Origin of the sequence: Shewanella morhuae (genome assembly GCF_003028295.1) — a bacterium.
GTDB lineage: Bacteria > Pseudomonadota > Gammaproteobacteria > Enterobacterales > Shewanellaceae > Shewanella > Shewanella morhuae.
The window spans coordinates 1,514,410-1,532,085 of the sequence record NZ_PYSG01000002.1; the positions used below are offsets into that span (position 1 = coordinate 1,514,410).

Annotated in this window: 15 protein-coding genes, 3 tRNA genes and 1 pseudogene; 10 read left to right on the forward strand and 9 right to left on the reverse strand. The window is 43.1% G+C overall.

Translation table 11 applies throughout. The features are described 5' to 3' along the window. Window positions 1-46: 46 nt before the first annotated feature. The 7 genes from C9I43_RS07150 (at window position 47) to ttcA (ending at window position 6,890) form a co-directional block, all read left to right on the forward strand. Entirely contained in the window at window positions 47-526 is a 480-nt protein-coding gene (locus tag C9I43_RS07150; RefSeq protein WP_076501481.1) for a FixH family protein, read from the forward strand. Between the two features lie 22 nt (window positions 527-548). Continuing rightward, on the forward strand, window positions 549-2,948 hold the full coding sequence (locus tag C9I43_RS07155; protein WP_076501483.1) for a heavy metal translocating P-type ATPase: 2,400 nt from the start codon (window positions 549-551) through the stop codon (window positions 2,946-2,948). A 39-nt stretch (window positions 2,949-2,987) separates the two neighbouring features. Then, window positions 2,988-3,227, forward strand: coding sequence for a cbb3-type cytochrome oxidase assembly protein CcoS (gene ccoS, locus C9I43_RS07160; RefSeq protein ID WP_076501485.1), 240 nt, complete (start codon window positions 2,988-2,990; stop codon window positions 3,225-3,227). After that, window positions 3,224-3,916 carry a sulfite exporter TauE/SafE family protein gene (locus C9I43_RS07165; protein ID WP_076501487.1) on the forward strand — a complete coding sequence of 231 codons (693 nt, stop codon included), beginning with the start codon at window positions 3,224-3,226 and terminating at the stop codon, window positions 3,914-3,916. Before ccoS ends, C9I43_RS07165 begins: the two co-directional genes overlap by 4 nt. A 55-nt stretch (window positions 3,917-3,971) precedes the next feature. Further along, window positions 3,972-4,724, forward strand: a complete 753-nt coding sequence (gene etrA / locus C9I43_RS07170; RefSeq protein WP_076501490.1) for an electron transport transcriptional regulator EtrA — start codon at window positions 3,972-3,974, stop codon at window positions 4,722-4,724. A gap of 172 nt (window positions 4,725-4,896) precedes the next feature. Beyond that, the gene (gene uspE, locus C9I43_RS07175) at window positions 4,897-5,829 is read left to right on the forward strand and encodes a universal stress protein UspE (protein WP_076501492.1); all 933 of its coding nucleotides are present in this window, start codon (window positions 4,897-4,899) and stop codon (window positions 5,827-5,829) included. An 89-nt stretch (window positions 5,830-5,918) separates the two neighbouring features. Next, window positions 5,919-6,890, forward strand: coding sequence for a tRNA 2-thiocytidine(32) synthetase TtcA (ttcA, locus tag C9I43_RS07180; protein WP_076501625.1), 972 nt, complete (start codon window positions 5,919-5,921; stop codon window positions 6,888-6,890). Between the two features lie 183 nt (window positions 6,891-7,073). Here ttcA and C9I43_RS07185 read toward each other — a convergent pair. From C9I43_RS07185 to C9I43_RS07195, 3 genes and pseudogenes are all read right to left on the reverse strand, one after another. Further along, a pseudogene (locus C9I43_RS07185) lies at window positions 7,074-7,541 on the reverse strand (transposase); the annotation flags it as partial. Window positions 7,542-7,700: 159 nt separating this feature from the next. Continuing rightward, a complete protein-coding gene (locus C9I43_RS07190) occupies window positions 7,701-8,324 on the reverse strand; it encodes a DUF2987 domain-containing protein (protein ID WP_076501495.1) in 624 nt (207 codons plus the stop codon). Then, complete coding sequence (locus tag C9I43_RS07195) at window positions 8,317-9,129, reverse strand: glucosaminidase domain-containing protein (RefSeq protein WP_076501497.1); 813 nt, start codon at window positions 9,127-9,129, stop codon at window positions 8,317-8,319. The genes C9I43_RS07190 and C9I43_RS07195 overlap by 8 nt, the downstream gene beginning before the upstream one ends. Before the next feature lie 307 nt (window positions 9,130-9,436). On the opposite strand from C9I43_RS07195, the gene C9I43_RS07200 reads away from it, so the two are divergent. Continuing rightward, the gene (locus tag C9I43_RS07200) at window positions 9,437-10,360 is read left to right on the forward strand and encodes a YvcK family protein (protein WP_076501499.1); all 924 of its coding nucleotides are present in this window, start codon (window positions 9,437-9,439) and stop codon (window positions 10,358-10,360) included. Between the two features lie 82 nt (window positions 10,361-10,442). Here the strand turns inward: C9I43_RS07200 and C9I43_RS07205 are convergent, their stop codons facing one another. From C9I43_RS07205 to C9I43_RS07225, 5 genes are all read right to left on the reverse strand, one after another. Next, entirely contained in the window at window positions 10,443-11,636 is a 1,194-nt protein-coding gene (locus C9I43_RS07205; protein ID WP_076501501.1) for an amino acid aminotransferase, read from the reverse strand. A 355-nt stretch (window positions 11,637-11,991) separates the two neighbouring features. Continuing rightward, window positions 11,992-12,077: transfer RNA gene (locus C9I43_RS07210), tRNA-Leu, on the reverse strand. Window positions 12,078-12,124: 47 nt separating this feature from the next. Next, a tRNA-Cys gene (locus tag C9I43_RS07215) sits at window positions 12,125-12,198 on the reverse strand. A gap of 24 nt (window positions 12,199-12,222) precedes the next feature. Continuing rightward, window positions 12,223-12,298: transfer RNA gene (locus tag C9I43_RS07220), tRNA-Gly, on the reverse strand. A gap of 372 nt (window positions 12,299-12,670) precedes the next feature. After that, the gene (locus C9I43_RS07225) at window positions 12,671-14,104 is read right to left on the reverse strand and encodes a glyceraldehyde-3-phosphate dehydrogenase (RefSeq protein ID WP_076501503.1); all 1,434 of its coding nucleotides are present in this window, start codon (window positions 14,102-14,104) and stop codon (window positions 12,671-12,673) included. 204 nt (window positions 14,105-14,308) lie between these two features. Between C9I43_RS07225 and C9I43_RS07235 the strand changes: the two genes are divergently transcribed. Further along, window positions 14,309-15,199, forward strand: a complete 891-nt coding sequence (locus C9I43_RS07235; RefSeq protein ID WP_076501507.1) for a DUF2989 domain-containing protein — start codon at window positions 14,309-14,311, stop codon at window positions 15,197-15,199. A 204-nt stretch (window positions 15,200-15,403) separates the two neighbouring features. Then, window positions 15,404-16,414: a type I glyceraldehyde-3-phosphate dehydrogenase gene (gap, locus tag C9I43_RS07240; protein ID WP_076501509.1), complete on the forward strand. Its 1,011-nt coding sequence runs from the start codon at window positions 15,404-15,406 to the stop codon at window positions 16,412-16,414. A 158-nt stretch (window positions 16,415-16,572) separates the two neighbouring features. Here the strand turns inward: gap and nadA are convergent, their stop codons facing one another. Then, entirely contained in the window at window positions 16,573-17,640 is a 1,068-nt protein-coding gene (gene nadA, locus C9I43_RS07245; protein WP_076501511.1) for a quinolinate synthase NadA, read from the reverse strand. Window positions 17,641-17,676 lie beyond the last annotated feature (36 nt).

Consider the following 17,676-nt stretch of genomic DNA (forward strand, 5'->3'; position numbering starts at 1 on the left):
ATGTTTAACGGTAAAATAGTACAAATTTCTATAATGGGTAACTGACATGAACGAACAACAAGCCTGGTATAAGCAGTTCTGGCCTTGGTTCTTAATTTTCCTACCTTTGTGTGCCGTTATTGCAAGCCTGACAACCTTTAAAATAGCCCTTGATAATTCAGACTCTCTGGTTGCCGAAGATTATTATAAACAAGGCAAAGCCATCAACATGGATTTAAGCAAAGTGAAATATGCCAAACAAATAGGCATGAATTTTTCACTCGAACAAAACGGTAATGATCTGTTACTGACCCAACACGGTGGTCCTGCGTATCAGGCGGCTTTAAAAGTCGAGTTCTACCATCCCACGCTTGCCGACAGAGACATCAAACTCACTGCAACGGCCGATGCCAGTAATGTGTACCGTATTACTGTACCAGCAACACTGACGGGCCCCTGGGAAGTACGTCTTGAAAGTTATGATGGTAAGTGGCGCATTCACCAGCGCGTTCAATTAAAAGATCATGTCCAACTGTGGCTAAACTGATTGTGGTTGAATAAATATTGTTATGACACACCCAAGTTGTTTTCACTGCCAAGAGCCCGTGCTTACGGGCCAGCAGTTTGTGACTCGCATTAACGAACGTGATGAACTCATGTGTTGCCCTGGCTGTCAGGCGGTTTCTCAAGCCATCGTCGATGCGGGCTTACTTAGCTACTACAAGTTTCGTACCGAGCCTGGTAGCAAGCAAAATGCCCTTGTCCCCGAAACTTTAACTCAGTTTAGCGCCTATGACTTACCTGAAGTACAGCAAGACTTTGTCCATTCAGAGGATAATATCGAGTCCGTGTCGCTCTCCATCGACGGCATCACTTGCGCCGCCTGCGCTTGGTTGATTGAGCATAAAGTCAAACAGCTTAATGGCATAGTGCAAGTGCTCGTCAACTCGACCACCCAAAGGGCGATGATTAGTTGGGATAAACGCACGCTAAAACTCAGTGATATTCTCGGACAAATTAGCCGTATTGGTTACCAAGCTGCGCCTTATCAAGTTGATGAACAAGAGATCAACAATAAGCTTAATAGCCGTAAGTTTTTACTGCGTTTAGGGCTCGCTGGCTTTGCGACTATGCAAGTGATGATGTTCGCCCTCGCCCTTTATACTGGCTATTTCACTGATTTAGACGTGCAATATCGAGATTACTTTCGCTGGGTGAGTATGATTTTCGCGACCCCCGTGGTGCTTTATTCTGCGCAACCCTTCTATTTTAGTGCCATTCGTACCCTGTTCAGCGGCAAGCTTAATATGGATGTTTCGGTCTCCATTGCCATAGGTGGTGCCTACATTGCCAGCTGCTTTGCCACGATTAATGGCACGGGTGAAGTGTATTTTGAATCAGTTTCTATGTTCACTTTTTTCCTATTGCTCGGGCGTTACTTCGAGCAAAAAGCCAGACAAAAAGCCTCGGTCAGTTCCAGTAACTTACATAAATTAGTACCACTCACCGCGCACTTAGTCACCGAGAATGGTCAAGACGAAATCCCAGCTAAAAAATTACGCTTAAATGATGTCATTTTAGTGAAACCAGGGGAAATCGTTGCCGCTGATGGCGTGGTGATTGAAGGCCATACGAGCATCAACGAAGCTATGCTCACTGGCGAGCAAATGCCGATTGAAAAACAGCGCGATAGTCAGGTATACGCAGGCACAATCAACGTTGACCAACCGATTAAGGTTAAAATTACCGCATTGGGGCAGGATCAACTCGTCGCGGAGATTATTCGTTTACAGGAACTGGCATCCAATACTAAACCTGCAATTGCCTTATTAGCCGACAAACTATCCCGCTATTTCTCAGGCACTATTCTTACCATTGCAGCAATAACGTATCTGGTTTGGCATCAAATTGCGCCAGAAGATGCTTTTTGGGTGACATTATCGGTATTGGTTGCCACTTGCCCTTGCGCCTTAGCCCTAGCAACACCGACTGCAGTCACCTGCGCGACCGCCCTTTTTACCCGCCTTGGGATCATTACCCGTAAAGCGGGGGTATTTGAAAAACTGCCATTGATCAAACATGTTGTCTTTGATAAAACGGGTACCCTCACCTGTGGTACGCTCTCGATTGGGCAAATACACTGCATGGCTGATATCACTCAAACTCAAGCATTGGCGATTTGCGCCGCACTTGAGGCTGGCTCTCGTCATCCTATTGCGGCGGCATTTGCTGAGTTTGCCGATAACGCGATGGTTGCTGAACATATTCACCATGAAGTGGGTTTTGGCGTGCGAGGCAGTATCGATGGGACTGAATACTTAATAGGAAACGCCATATATACTGGTGCCAATGTAGATAGTCTCGACCCAATACAAAGAATTTGGTTAGCCCGTTTATGTAATGAGCAACTTGAAGTGCTAGCAAGCTTTGAAATTAAAGACAATATTCGCCAAGACAGTAAAACCACAGTTGAGATATTAAAGCAGCAAGGTTGCCATATCAGTATTGCCAGCGGTGATAATTCTGGCCACGTACATCAGTTAGCAAAAGAACTGGGTATTGAAGATGTGCATAGCGGCTTAACGCCTGCGGGTAAACTTGCCCTAGTGACCCAATTACAACAACACACTCGTGTGGCCATGTTTGGCGATGGTATCAATGATGCCCCAGTGCTGGCGGGGGCTGACTTATCCGTCGCGATGGGTAGTGGCAGTGCTATCGCTAAAAACAGTGCCGATCTGATTTTACTGGGCGATCATCTATCCCGTTTCACCCAAGCCGTCGCTATAGCAAAATTGACCACGCGAATTATTAAACAGAATCTGGCTTGGGCACTGGGTTACAATGCCCTGATTTTACCCTTAGCCGTAACTGGCCACGTGGTGCCTTATATCGCTGCAATTGGTATGTCGACGAGTTCTTTGATTGTGGTCGCTAATAGCCTGAGGTTGTTGCGCGTCAAAGTGTAATTATCATAAAACGCTTAACCAAAAGAGTAAAAAGTCATTATGGAAATTATTTATGTACTTATCCCCATTGCCATGATCTTTGTTGCTATCGCTATTATGGTGTTTTTTTGGGCGGTAAAATCCGAACAATTTGACGATCTTGACCGCCAAAGTGTTTCTATATTGTTTGACGAAAATGCGGAAAAACCCGGTCATACACCTGTAGCGCCGTTGTCTGCACAACTGGATGACCCAACACAGCAAGCAATAAAGGATCAGCAAAAAGGCATGCCACTTTGATTGAGTACAATATTCCTGGCGCCTTTTTAGTCGGCCTAATGGGCGCAGCGCATTGTTTTGGCATGTGTGGCGGTTTAGTTGGCGCGTTCTCAGCCCAAATACCGCATCCTAAATCAGGTAATTTGTTGGCGCATCAACTCAACTACCTACTGAGTTATAATCTCGGCCGTATTTTAAGCTACACCTTGGCAGGCGCTTTCGTTGGCGCATCATCGGCAGCACTGGGGCATTTATTCGAGCTCGATATCTACCTTATTATACTGCGCATAATTGCGGGGCTGATGATGATAGCCACTGGTCTATATATCGCCAAAATTTGGGTCGGTATTGTGCAAATTGAACGGGTTGGACAGTGGCTATGGCGATATTTAAAACCCATAGCCCAACGTCTTGTCCCCATTCAAAATCGTCGCCAAGCTGTTATGGCTGGGTTTATTTGGGGCTGGCTTCCCTGCGGTTTAGTTTATAGCACCTTAACTTGGTCAGTGGCTTCTGGCTCAGCCAGTCAAGGCGCCTTAATTATGTTGGCCTTCGGTTTAGGCACATTACCAGCTCTATTAAGCGCGGGCGTGGCAGCAAAACGGCTCGCTACATGGGTACAACAGAAAACCGTTAGATTATTGAGCGGCTTGTTGTTAATAGCCTTTGGCGGACAAACTTTATATATTGCTCTCGCACAGCTGAACTAGCCCAAGTGAGTGAATTGGTTTAACATGGTTGCAGTGTAAAAACTTGAGAATCAACATGACAATCGATCAAAATAAAAATCGTCGTCCCGCCGCTAGCGGATGCACAATTCATTGTCACGATTGCAGTATGGGTAGCCTATGCATTCCCTTTACCCTTAATGCGAGTGAGCTAGATCAGCTCGATGATATTATTGAGCGTAAAAAGCCAATCCAAAAAGGTGAACAAATTTTTAAATCAGGCGATATACTAAAATCGCTGTTTGCTATCCGCTCTGGCACCATCAAAAGTTATACCATTACCGAACAAGGCGATGAACAAATTACCGGTTTCCACCTTGCTGGTGATGTAATTGGTTTTGACGGGATCCACGCCCAACAACATCAGAGCTTTGCACAAGCACTTGAAACATCAATGGTTTGTGAAATCCCTTACAATATCCTCGACGAGCTGTCAGGTGCTATGCCTAAATTACGCCAGCAAATCATGCGCCTAATGAGTAATGAAATCATGAGCGATCAAGAAATGATTTTGTTGTTGAGTAAAAAAAATGCCGAAGAACGCCTAGCGGCATTTATCAGTAACCTCGCCAATCGCTTTGGTAGCCGTGGCTTTTCCCATAAAGAATTCCGGCTGACGATGACCCGCGGTGACATTGGCAACTACCTTGGTTTAACCGTTGAGACTATCAGCCGTTTGCTTGGTCGCTTCCAAAAAGCGGGTTTAATCGAAGTTAATGGTAAATATATAACGATTCTTGATACGTTGGAACTCAATCAATTAGCGGGAAATTCGAGAATTGCAACATAGTTGATGAATGGGAATTGATGGTTCAATGAATCAGGTTATGGCGCTATGAACTAGACAAAAATAAAGTAAGTCGCGATATTAAAGTGAGTTTAGGTTGCATTTGATCTAAAACAATACGGTTAATTGCCAAAGGCTTATGATGATACTGAGCCTATGATGAAAGGAACATACCATGAAGGATTATCAAAAAATACTGGTTGTGGTTGACCCTACCACTGAAGAGCAAGTTGCTCTTGCAAGAGCGGTCACCTTAGCCAGTAAAAGTAACGCTCAAGTCACTGTGTTTCTTTCTATTTTCGATTTCTCCTACGAAATGACATCAATTTTGTCAAATCAAGAGCGTGAATCGATGCGCCAAGGTGTCATAGATCAACGCCTAGCTTGGATCAACGATTTACTAAGCGCCTACACCCATCTGCAACTCAATATTGACACCCAAGTAATTTGGCACAATCGCCCATTCGAAAGTATTATTAATCATGCCATTACAGGTAAATACGATTTGATAGTCAAAGGCACCCATGCCCACGATAAACTCAAAGCGGTGATATTTACCCCAACCGATTGGCACTTAATGCGTAAAGCCCCTGTCCCAGTCTTAATGGTAAAAGCCCACGACTGGCAAGCCGCAGGGAAAATCCTCTGTGCTGTTAATGTGGCAGCTGAAGATAGCGACCATCAAATGCTTAACGGCAAAATCATCGAACATGCTAAAGATTTAGCGCTTAAATTCTCGGCAGAAGTGTATTTAGTCAATGGTTATCCTGGCACTCCAGTTAACTTAGCTATTGAATTACCTGATTTTGATGCTCAATCTTATAATGAAACTATTCGTATGCAACATGAGCAGCGCGTAAGCTACCTTGCCAATGCCTATGGTATTGACCCCAGCCATTGCCATGTTAAAGAAGGTTTACCTGAGGATGTGATCCCTGAGCTTGCCGAACAACTTGATGCTGAATTAGTGATTTTAGGCACAGTCGGGCGTACTGGATTTTCAGCCGCGCTGATTGGTAACACCGCTGAGCATGTTATCGACAGTATCAACTGTGATTTACTTGCCATTAAACCCGACGGCTATAAATCGCCATTAGATGTAACCTAAGCGATACACGGCTCTTTACCACTGGCAAGATAGCTGGAATAATACGCGCCCTGAAACTACGTTACTGGGCGTTTTTTATGTCTGAAATTATGTCTGAAGCTATGTCTGAAATTACGGCACATCCGATGTCTGAAGAATCATCAAAAAAAAATACCTCTCGCCTTATTAAATTACAAAAACGCTTACGCCGTGAAGTCGGTAGTGCTATCGCCGATTACAATATGATTGAAGATGGCGATAAGATCATGTGCTGCCTCAGTGGCGGTAAAGACAGCTATGCGATGCTCGATATTTTGATGAATTTACAGCAACGTGCGCCAATTCAGTTTGAAATTATCGCGGTCAACTTAGATCAGAAACAACCTGGTTTCCCCGAGCATGTGTTACCCGCTTATTTAGATAAACTCAACGTGCCTTACCACATACTCGAAAAAGATACCTACTCGATAGTAAAAGACAAAATTCCAGAAGGTAAAACCACCTGTTCACTGTGCTCCCGCCTGCGCCGCGGTACGCTTTATAGTTTTGCCCAGCGCATCGGTGCAACTAAAATCGCCCTAGGTCACCACAGGGACGATATTATTGAGACCTTGTTCTTGAATATGTTTTTTGGTGGCAAGATGAAAGCGATGCCAGCTAAATTACTGTCTGATGATGGGGCTAATGTAGTGATCCGTCCTATGGCTTATTGCCGAGAGAAAGATCTTGAAGAATATGCCAACTTAAAAGAGTTCCCGATCATCCCATGTAACTTATGTGGTTCACAGACAAACTTAAAGCGTGTAGCAGTCAAAGATATGCTTAACCAATGGGATAGACAGTATCCTGGTCGTATTGAAACCATTTTTACGGCCATGCAAAATACAGCCCCCTCACAAGGTGTTGATCGTGAGCAATTTGATTTTGTCTCGCTAAAACGCGATCCAGATGCCCCTCAACGTGCTGATATTGCCGCTGAGGCTAATTTACCCGCTTTTGACTTTCTTGATATTGTTGACAATGGGCATATAAATGTAGATACCGTAAAACGTATCGATATTGTGCAAACCTATAAGGCCTAACGAATCTCCAAATAAGTCATCGCTATGAGCAAGCTTACAAATCAATAAATTAAAAAGTCCACTATGAGTGTAATGCTGTTCATTTAAGTGTGAACGGCATTTTTATTTGGTCTAATTGGATACTTGTTTTTGCCCATTTTAAGCACTCTTGGATAAGCTCTTTCCCATTTACCATCCAACTTAAATTGCCGGCCATTTCTTTCTGGCTTGAGGCGTGGTGCTTAGCCTTACCAGCTGGCCATACTTACCCAGCGTTCGAACCACTCCATATTAAGTACTTTTCTTCAGTGGCAACAACCAGTGGCTATCAGGTTGCACTTGTTGCCAAGCGCGCAGAGGGCCGAGCGAGTAAAACCCTCGGTCAGAGAGAGCTAGACTGTGATTGGAAATGCTAGGAATGAGCCCAAGCGCCAAGTTCATTTCATTTTCGACAACCGAATCAAAGGCGCTGTTGACCAACAAATGGCTGCTTAATTCCATTAAACAAACCATGCTGATTTGCGGATAAGCCGCGTCACCTGAAGCGTTTGCGATTCGCGCATAGGCGGCTCGATTCTGGACACTATCGGGTGTCCGCCACACAACACCGTCGACACCATACAAGTTAAGACTGCGCCAATGAGGGTGTTCTGCTCTGGCGTGCCAGGTATGTGAGAGTTGCATAAAAAAATCCGATGACAAGAGGTCATCGGATTTTGATCTTTTCAGCGAGCTCGGCAAGCAATCTATCTTAACTGTTCGGCATTACTCACTTGAGGACTTTTTTATTCACATCAGTTTTAGCGATGACGTCTAACTTTGAAAGAATATTTATTGAATCCAAGGGCTCAACACTGATGGTGACACACTAAAACGTAATGATGTGATGTTGTCTAGCTCACTCGCCGCTAATTTAAAGCTACCTGTAATCTCTTGTTCACGGTTATCAATATAAACTACCACTGGTTGATCGGGTGAAAATTCAAAGTTTAATCCTGCTATTGGATCCCTAAAATAACGCATTGGAAAACCTTGCATGGTACCCAGTAGTGCATCCATTTCAGTATTGATTTGCTGTAAACGATGACGGTCGTATTGCGTTAACGTCTGTTTAGCTCTAACTTGCATTGCGATAGCACACCCTGCTGCGCTACCAGCAAAGTTAAGATTCACTAAGGTTCGCTCATTCTTCAAATCATCATCCAATGGAATAAATAACCTTTGAGCATCAGTATAGGTCAATGGCGTTGAAGTTTTTTCATTGGAAATAGTCCCATTTTCAATCAAACAGTTTTGTTGTTTAGGGACGCTAAAAGCAACTTCAACAAGTTGGTAGTTACCTTTATTAACTTGCTTCAATCTATCATAAAAAGCTTTATATTCAAGGGATATAGTCTCAGCATGGGTACTCGCTGCCAATAAACAAAAACAACCTAACCACCATTTTTTATACATCGACATTCACCAAATACTTTTCATTATGACGTAACATATCTAGAAGCTCATCAATATAAGCATCTTGCCTTTCTGAATAATTCACTAAACCGTAAATCAATTGTTCAGCCTTCAGCTCTAGCTCCTGTGAGCGTAAATCGGCACGAATTGAGCGGAATAAAGCATAGGCGGTGTTAGAATTAAGGTTACGCATATAGGAGGCCACTGATTCATCCACTGAAACAAAAACCTTAACTTCATGCGACTTACCTGAGCCTCGCGAGGATGGCACTATGCCGCAGCCTGACGAAAAACACCATTCACCAAAAAAATTAAATCCTTCTTTTGCAAAACGAGAACTGCCCCAACCGGACTCGTTTGCCGCTTGGATTAACACCATAGATTCGGGTACGATATCAACACGTTTTAATAAACTATTTAAAGATTTAGTATCTGTATTTCGTGCTGCATATTGATACTTATCAAATAACTCATTAAGTAATCCACGTTGAGTTTCAGATAAACTCTTGCCGTTATCGATTAAGTCGAGTACCTCATTGATAAAGTCACGTTCCATCGAAATAATCGCATTTTGCTGTTGCACAATGGGACGTAAAAAATCAAAAAAGGCTTTCTTTTTTTCAACAATATCGTTGACCGTTGAAAAGTCAGGAACTTGAGTAACAGGATCGACCGCGTTAACTAATCGAGTCGCAACAGAAGGTGCATCATTAATCGTTGGAATAATCCACACTCTTAATGAAAAAATAGCGACGATGACCATGGCTAATGCCAATGTAAACGAACCAATTCTACCTATTTTCAATAGTTCACCTTTGGTTTTACGCCTTCTCAGGCAAAATAAAGTGCGGATTATAAGCTATTTGTTAGATTTAACGAAATTTGCCTCAAATCACATCAATAAATTCGGGTACAATACCCACCGTAAATCACATCTGTCAGTTGAACGACCCGCGCTCGCCACTTTTCAGTGTAATCTTTGATTGAGCTTTTATTCTAAGGTTCCGCAATTGCCATTATGTATGACAATATTTGATCATCTATCATCGCGCTTAACACAGACTTTAAGGATGAAAATGATTTTCTCGGGTATTCAGGAAGGATAAACCCAGATGCAGTATTTGATGTTAAATCAATTTAAACATGTCGTCGCTATCGGCGGAGGCCATGGTTTAGGTCGCGTATTATCTTCACTCGATTTTTTAGGCAATCGCCTCACTGGTATTGTTGCTACCACAGATAATGGCGGTTCTACAGGCAGGCTTCGAGCTGAACAAGATTGTATTGCATGGGGCGACCTACGTAATTGTTTGTCCCATCTCGCTTATCGCCCATCAGTCGGCTCACAGCTTTTTGAATACCGTTTTCAGGGGCAAACCGAGCTCAGTGGTCATAATCTGGGAAATTTAATGCTACTGGCATTAGATCAACTCTGCGTGCGCCCGCTTGAGGCGGTGAATCTTATTCGTAACTTGCTCAAGATAGAGACTCAGCTGATTCCTATGTCTGAGCAACCTACTCATTTAGTTGCCCTTCGAGCCTCGGGTAGTAAAGTGTTTGGTGAGACAAATGTCGACAGCATGGATGAGGCGCCTATAGCGTTGTGCCTTGAGCCCCAAGTTGATGCGACCTTTGAGGCCTGTGAGGCTGTACGTAATGCCGAGTTAATTATTTTAGGCCCAGGAAGCTTTTTAACCAGCATCATGCCTCCACTATTGCTACCTAAGTTCGCCAAAAGCTTAGCCGCAACAAAGGCGCAAGTTATTTTTATTGATAACCTCACCGAAGAAACCTCTCCAGCGGGTCAATTTAGCATTGAACAACGCATTGCTTGGTGCCATCAAGTGATCGGCAAGCCGGTGATCAGTAAAGTACTATGCCATGGTGAAAAAATACGTTTAGGTTCGTTGATTAACTTCTTTCCGCTAAAAAATCGACATAATCCTAATTTGCATGATCAGACTAATCTATTGGATGCATTAAGTGCCCTGCTGCGGATAAAACAGGAGTTCACGCAACAACCTCTCGCCTGTTAGCGTTTAGAGTGAATTATTAACTAAAAACAATAAAGGACAGCCAATGCTGTCCTTTAGTTTTATCTTATAATCCGTTAAGTATTTATAATACTTGCGCTATAGCTTTACAGATCGCAGGCATATTGGTCTTCGTCATCCCAGCTACGCTGATACGGCCAGAACCCACAATGTAAACACCAAACTCATCTTTCAGACGCGCAACTTGGGCTTTGTTTAAACCCGAAAAACTAAACATACCATTTTGGCGAGAAATAAAACTAAAGTCCTGTGTCACGCCTTCTGCTTTCAAGCTATTAACAAATAGCGTACGCATTTCAGCTATACGCTCACGCATTTCTGTCACTTCCTGCACCCACATTGCTTTAAGTGCGGCATCACCAAGTATGGTGCTGACGATCAGCGCGCCATGGGCTGGAGGATTAGAATAGTTAGCGCGTATGGTGCGTTTAACTTGGCTAAAGGCACGCGCTGCGGCATCGGCATTTTCGGCGACCACAGTCACCGCACCGATGCGCTCATTATACAAACCAAAGTTTTTAGAAAAAGAATTAGCAATCAATAATTCAGGCACCTTAGCAGCCACTAAGCGTAAACCTGCTGCATCTTCTTCAATTCCTGCACCAAAGCCTTGATAAGCAAAATCAAACAGTGGTACCAGTTTCTTATCGGCACACAGTTGGGCTACGAGTTCCCATTGCGCTAAGGTCAAGTCGATACCCGTTGGGTTATGGCAGCAACCATGTAATAGCACGATATCGCCTACATTCGCGCTAGACAGATCTGTCATCATGGTATCGAAATCAATATCATGGGCATCGGCTTGATAATAGCCGTACTCTTTTACCGCTAAGCCTGCCGTTTCAAAAATATTTTGGTGGTTCGCCCAGGTTGGATTACTAACCCAAATAGTGTGTGAATCTGTATTACGCAGTAAAAATTCGGCAGCAATGCGTAGTGCACCAGTACCACCAGGAGCTTGTGCAGTGGCTGCGCGGCCAGAAGATATAAACTCACTGCCTTCACCAAATAACAGCGATTGCACTGCGTGGTTATAGGCTTGCACGCCTTCAATGCCTAAGTAATTTTTAGTCTTCTCTTGCTCAAGTAATATAGCTTCTGCTTTTTTCACTGATGCAAGTACAGGAGTCTGACCGGCCTCATTCTTATAAATACCCACACCAAGGTTTACTTTATTCTGGCGAGGATCAGCTTTAAATGTATCGGTTAAACCAAGAATTGGATCGGCGGGTGCAAGTACAACTTCAGAGAAAATCATGACTACTTATCCTAAATGTTCACGTGTAGGGAAAATTTCGAGTTATTTATACCACTGTCTTATCAGGTGTAATAGACCCAAAAGCCGCTTACTATTGAAATGCATATTTTATCAAAGATTAATCAATATAATTTGATTATTATTGATTAATTGTAAACAAAAAGCCTATTTTTTTAAAAAAATGCATTTACAGTATCTAGACTACACTTTTATTTTTCGGTTTGTTATTAGGATAAAAGAAACTAGACATCAGCACTGCCACAAAACTACAAATAGTGCTGAGGAAATATTGGATAAATACGCTAAAAAAATCTAAAACAAAAAAGCCCTGACTAATGTCAGGGCTTATTTGTTTTGGTACCCGAGGCCAGACTTGAACTGGCACGCTTATTCAGCGAGGGATTTTAAATCCCTTGTGTCTACCGATTCCACCACTCGGGCAAACTCTTTACATTAACAACGGGAATCATGTCATTAACGCTTTATTTTGGAGGCGCGACCCGGAGTCGAACCGAGATCGGCGGATTTGCAATCCGCAGCATAGCCATTCTGCCATCGCGCCAAAATCACCAAATTCATTAAAATTTGGAGCGACATATCGGGTTCGAACCGATGACCTATACCTTGGCAAGGTATCGCTCTACCAACTGAGCTAATGTCGCCTATTACTGCGCTACATCAGTGGAACCTATGCTAGGCACGCTTTCCCTTGACTGCGGATTGGCATTCTACCGATTTGGACCCCAGAGTCAATCAACAATTTTTAAAAAATGATCTAAGCCGCATCGTTTGTCCAATAAACCGCCACAACGTCACTAAACTGATGATTCATTAATCCATTTAAGGATTCATTTTAGAGATTTTTTACCGATACCCATGCCAATACTGCTTATGATAAAACTCGACAGATAAGCAGTGGTTCATGGAATGATTACTGCAAGAACAATAAAATGCGAAATAGAGAAAAACAAAAGCGCCCATTTTACTGGACGCTTATTTGACAAGCAGCTAAAGCTCTTAATGTTTCAAAAGGCTTACGCAGGTAATGACAGTGTCGTTAAACCCAGCATAGTTTGCATTACGCCCACCACTTGGCAGCTGTAGCCAAACTCGTTGTCGTACCATACATAAAGAATGGCACGCTTACCTTCTGCGATGGTCGCTTGCGAATCAACCACACCCGCGTAGCGAGAACCAACTAAATCACTCGACACAATCTCGGTTGAGTCGGTGTAATCAATTTGATTTTGTAGTGGTGATTGCAACGCCGTATCTTTCAGGTACTCGTTAAGCTCGTCTTTACTGGTCTCTGCATTTAAATTCATGCTGATGATGGCCATAGAGACGTTCGGTGTGGGTACACGAATCGCATTACCGGTTAACTTTCCTGCTAACACAGGTAGTGCTTTAGCAACGGCTTTCGCAGCGCCGGTTTCCGTGATCACCATGTTTAATGGAGCACTACGACCACGACGGTCGGCAGTATGATAGTTATCAATCAAGTTTTGATCGTTGGTATAAGAGTGAATTGTCTCAACGTGACCATTCTCAATACCATACTTATCGTTAACGGCTTTTAGCACCGGCGTAATCGCGTTAGTAGTACAACTTGCAGCAGAAACGATAATATCTTCTGCGGTAATATCGCCTTCGTTAACACCGTAAACAATATTTTTGATTGCGCCTTTTGCAGGAGCTGTCAGTAATACTTTGCTGGCACCAGGGCTTTTAAGATGTAAACCCAAACCTGCTTCATCTTTCCAAATACCTGTATTATCAACGATTAATGCATCACTGATATCATATTTAGTGTAATCCACTTCATCCGGTGAATTTGCATAGATCACTTGAATATACGTACCATTAGCGATGATAGCATTGTTATCTTCGTCAACTTCTACAGAGCCATTGAAGGGACCATGGACAGAGTCTCGACGTAGTAAACTGGCACGCTTCTCTAAATCGCCCTTTTTACCGCCACGTAACACGATAGCGCGTAATCTTAGCTTGTTGCTGCGACCTGTGCGCTCAATTAGCAAGCGCGCTAATAAACGCCCAATACGGCCAAAGCCATAAAGCACGACATCACGCGGCGCAACATCATCCGCATGGTCAATGGCATCGGCCAATTCTTTTGCCATATAACTTTCAATTTCACTAACATCGGTATGATCGCGCCAGTAATTTACAGCTAGCTTACCGATATCGACTTTACATTGTTTAACCGCAAGCTTGCTCAGCGCTTGAACAAAAGGAAAACTCTCACGTAAACGTAATTTTTCACCAACATGGCGACGGACTAAACGGTGCGCTTTAATGATTTCAATCGTAGAAGCATTGAGTAAAGGTTTACCATAAACCACGACTTCAACGCCCTGATTACGGTATAACTTGCCTAACAAAGGTTGCATTGCCTCTGCCATTTCAAAACGTTCTTGCCAACTTTGTAGGTGTTTATCAGCGCTCATTTACAGATCCTTTATCTCACTTTTCAATAAAATGTACTGAAAGGTTTGAGTAACATGACGAAAAGACCAATAATCTAATGCGGGTTTTAGGGAAAACCCTGTTTTGGTCGGCGCCATTGTAATGAAAGTCGCGCGTTGTTTCCAGCAAGATGTTTTCTGTAAATCTGTAATTTTATTAGATAAAATCACCATCCGGAGCCTATTTTGAGACGAAATTTAGTAATAATTACATCATTTAGCCTAGGGATGAGCTTTTTGGGTCTTATCGGTTGTGATAATGGTCGAAACATCCAGTCTATTTGTAAAAATAATCCTGAAATTTGTGCCGATTTGCACAAGGATAGTTGGTGTTTAGCTGAAAAAACTAAAATTATCCAAAATCGTTACGCACTAAAAGACAGCGAAGTAACCACAGGGAAACAACTCTACATACAATTAACTAACCTTGAGGACTATAGTCGTTGTATCGAACTGGCATCAGGTGTACAGCATATCATCCACACGGAACGCACTGCAGACCGAGCCAGAGCCTTCAGGTTAAGCAATCAAAATCTAAGTTTATTACAAGAACAAACCCGTGAACGCCAAGATCCTTTTATGTCTTACTATCAATGGACACGTTTTGGTGATACTGACGCGTTAGCTCGTTTTTTAGCACTGGAAAATACCGGTGAGATAACTGATCCGTTTTTGCTTGCACAAGTGGCAACCTACTACAGCAATCGTAATGCTATAAAAGCTCAGCAACTCTATCTTAAAGTGTTTGCAGAAATCCCATTTGATGATTTTGATGTCAACTGGTTACTTGGACTCGCTTCGACTTATCGGCAAACACAGCAATTGGATAAAGCCTATATGTTAACGAAAGCAAATTTACTACTTACGCAGCAGAAGTATTCAGAGCAAAAGATGATAGCCTTACTCGGTGGTGATAAGTTACTCGCAGCAGAGTTAGATCTGAAGGCACAAACGCTTATCGATTCTCTAAAAAATGACAGTTATCCATTAAGTTTGGTCAAAACATGGCTTGAGTCTCAACCCGTAGCGACCAAAACAAACTCATCCCCCTTACCCGTACACTCTGACGAAAAATAGATACAAACTAAGATGGCAGACGCTTGCCATCTTGTAATTTTTTACTCAGTTAATGCGTAAAAAATAGCAATTACGCGATCAATGTATAATAAATCTTAATTTGTTACGTAATATCGCCGTAAAAAACCGATTTAACTTGACGATAGCTGTCAGTTTGGTAATTTTACTACTAATTGAATTTTATAATCACCAGAGGGATATGAGATGACTATCCGTGTAGCAATAAATGGCTATGGCCGTATCGGTAGAAACGTTTTACGCGCCTTGTACGAAAGCGAAAAAGCTTATCCAATCAAGATTGTCGCTATTAATGATTTAGGCGATGCTTCAATCAACGCTCACTTGACTAAATACGATTCTGTTCATGGTCGTTTTAATGCCAAGGTTGACCATGATGATGAAGCTATTTATGTGAACGGCGATAAGATCCTCACCTTCCAAGAACGTGATCCAGCAAAACTGCCTTGGGCTGAATTGCAAGTTGACGTAGTTTTTGAATGTACGGGTATTTTCACATCTAAAGAAACCGTGCAGCCACATTTAACGGCTGGAGCGAAGAAAGTAATTATTTCTGCTCCAGGTAAAAACGTCGATGCGACTGTTGTTTACGGTGTGAACAACAACGTACTGACCTCAGATATGACTGTTATTTCAAATGCTTCTTGTACTACTAACTGTTTAGCGCCTTTTGCTAAGCCGCTAAATGACGAGATTGGTATTGAATCAGGTTTGATGACGACTATTCACGCCTATACTAACGATCAACGTTTATCTGACGTGTATCACACAGATTTACGTCGTGCCCGTGCAGCAGCAGTGTCGATGATCCCAACTAAAACAGGTGCCGCAGCGGCAGTTGGTTTAGTTGTACCTGAGTTACAAGGTAAATTTGACGGTTTAGCGGTTCGTGTTCCTACCATTAACGTATCACTGGTAGATTTATCTTTCATCGCGGCCCGTGACACTACGGTTGAAGAAGTGAATGCTATTATCGAACGCGCAGCCAGCATTGCGCCATTGAGCGAAGTGTTAGCGGTGAACAAAGAGCCATTAGTGTCTATCGACTTTAACCACAATGCGTTCTCTTCAAATTTTGACGCCACTCAAACCCGTGTGAACGGACGTTTAGTTAAAGTGATGTCTTGGTATGATAACGAGTGGGGATTCAGTAACCGCATGTTAGATAACGCAGTTGCACTGATGAACGCCAAGTAATTAAACGCAAAATTATCTCGCTTTTTAGATAACGCGTTACTCAATCAAGCCTCGCATTCGCGGGGCTTTTTATTGCTTTAGATTCAATAAAAATCCCCACACTATGGCAGGGATTATTTATCAAACTGAAGTAGCCTGAATAACATATTTAACGATGCTTAGGCATTACCTTTGACTTTCATATTCAGTGTTTTAGCAAAATCCAGCATGCGCGTCAGCGGGATCAATGCTTTGATTCTTAAGTCTTCATTCACATAAATCTCATGGGGTGTTTTATCGCTGCCACTAAGTGATGCCTCAATCGCCTGTAGACCATTCATAGCCATCCAAGGACAGTGAGCGCAGCTCTTACAGGTTGCACCGTTTCCGCCGGTTGGCGCTTCGATTAATATTTTACCTGGCGCAGCTTGCTGCATTTTATAAAAAATACCGCGATCGGTTGCCACGATAAAATGCTTATTCGGCATGGTTTGAGCTGCTTTAATAAGCTGACTGGTCGAACCGACAGCATCAGCCATGGCCACGACACTGGCGGGCGACTCAGGGTGCACAAGGATAGCCGCATCGGGGTACACACTTTTCATGTCACGCAGCGCGTTAGATTTAAACTCATCGTGAACGATACAATCGCCCTGCCACATCAACATTTGCGCGCCCGTTTGTTTGGCAATGTAACTGCCTAAATGACGGTCGGGTCCCCAAATGATTTTTTTGCCTTCGCTGTCTAAGTGCTCAACGATTTCAAGGGCAATACTTGATGTGACCACCCAATCGGCGCGCGCTTTAACCGCGGCCGAAGTATTGGCGTAAACCACCACGGTATGATCTGGGTGCGCGTCGCAAAAAGCGCTGAACTTATCAATAGGACACCCTAAGTCCAACGAGCACGTGGCCTCTAAGGTCGGCATTAAAATAGTTTTTTCTGGGCTTAAAATCTTGGCGGTTTCGCCCATAAACTTAACCCCTGCAACGATTAACGTTTTTGCGGGGTGATCGCGGCCGAAACGCGCCATTTCTAAGGAGTCTGAAACACAGCCGCCGGTCTCTTCGGCAAGAGCTTGGATTTCAGGATCGGTGTAATAGTGGGCAACCAGCACAGCATCTTTTTCAATAAGTAATTGTTTGATACGCGCCTTATAGTCGGCCTTTTCAATATCAGACAAAAGAACAGGCTTAGGCGGAAACGGGTAATCAATAGTTTCTATGCTGGGAATAAACTGACTCATAACACATCCATTAGGATAACTACGTTCGCGAATTAT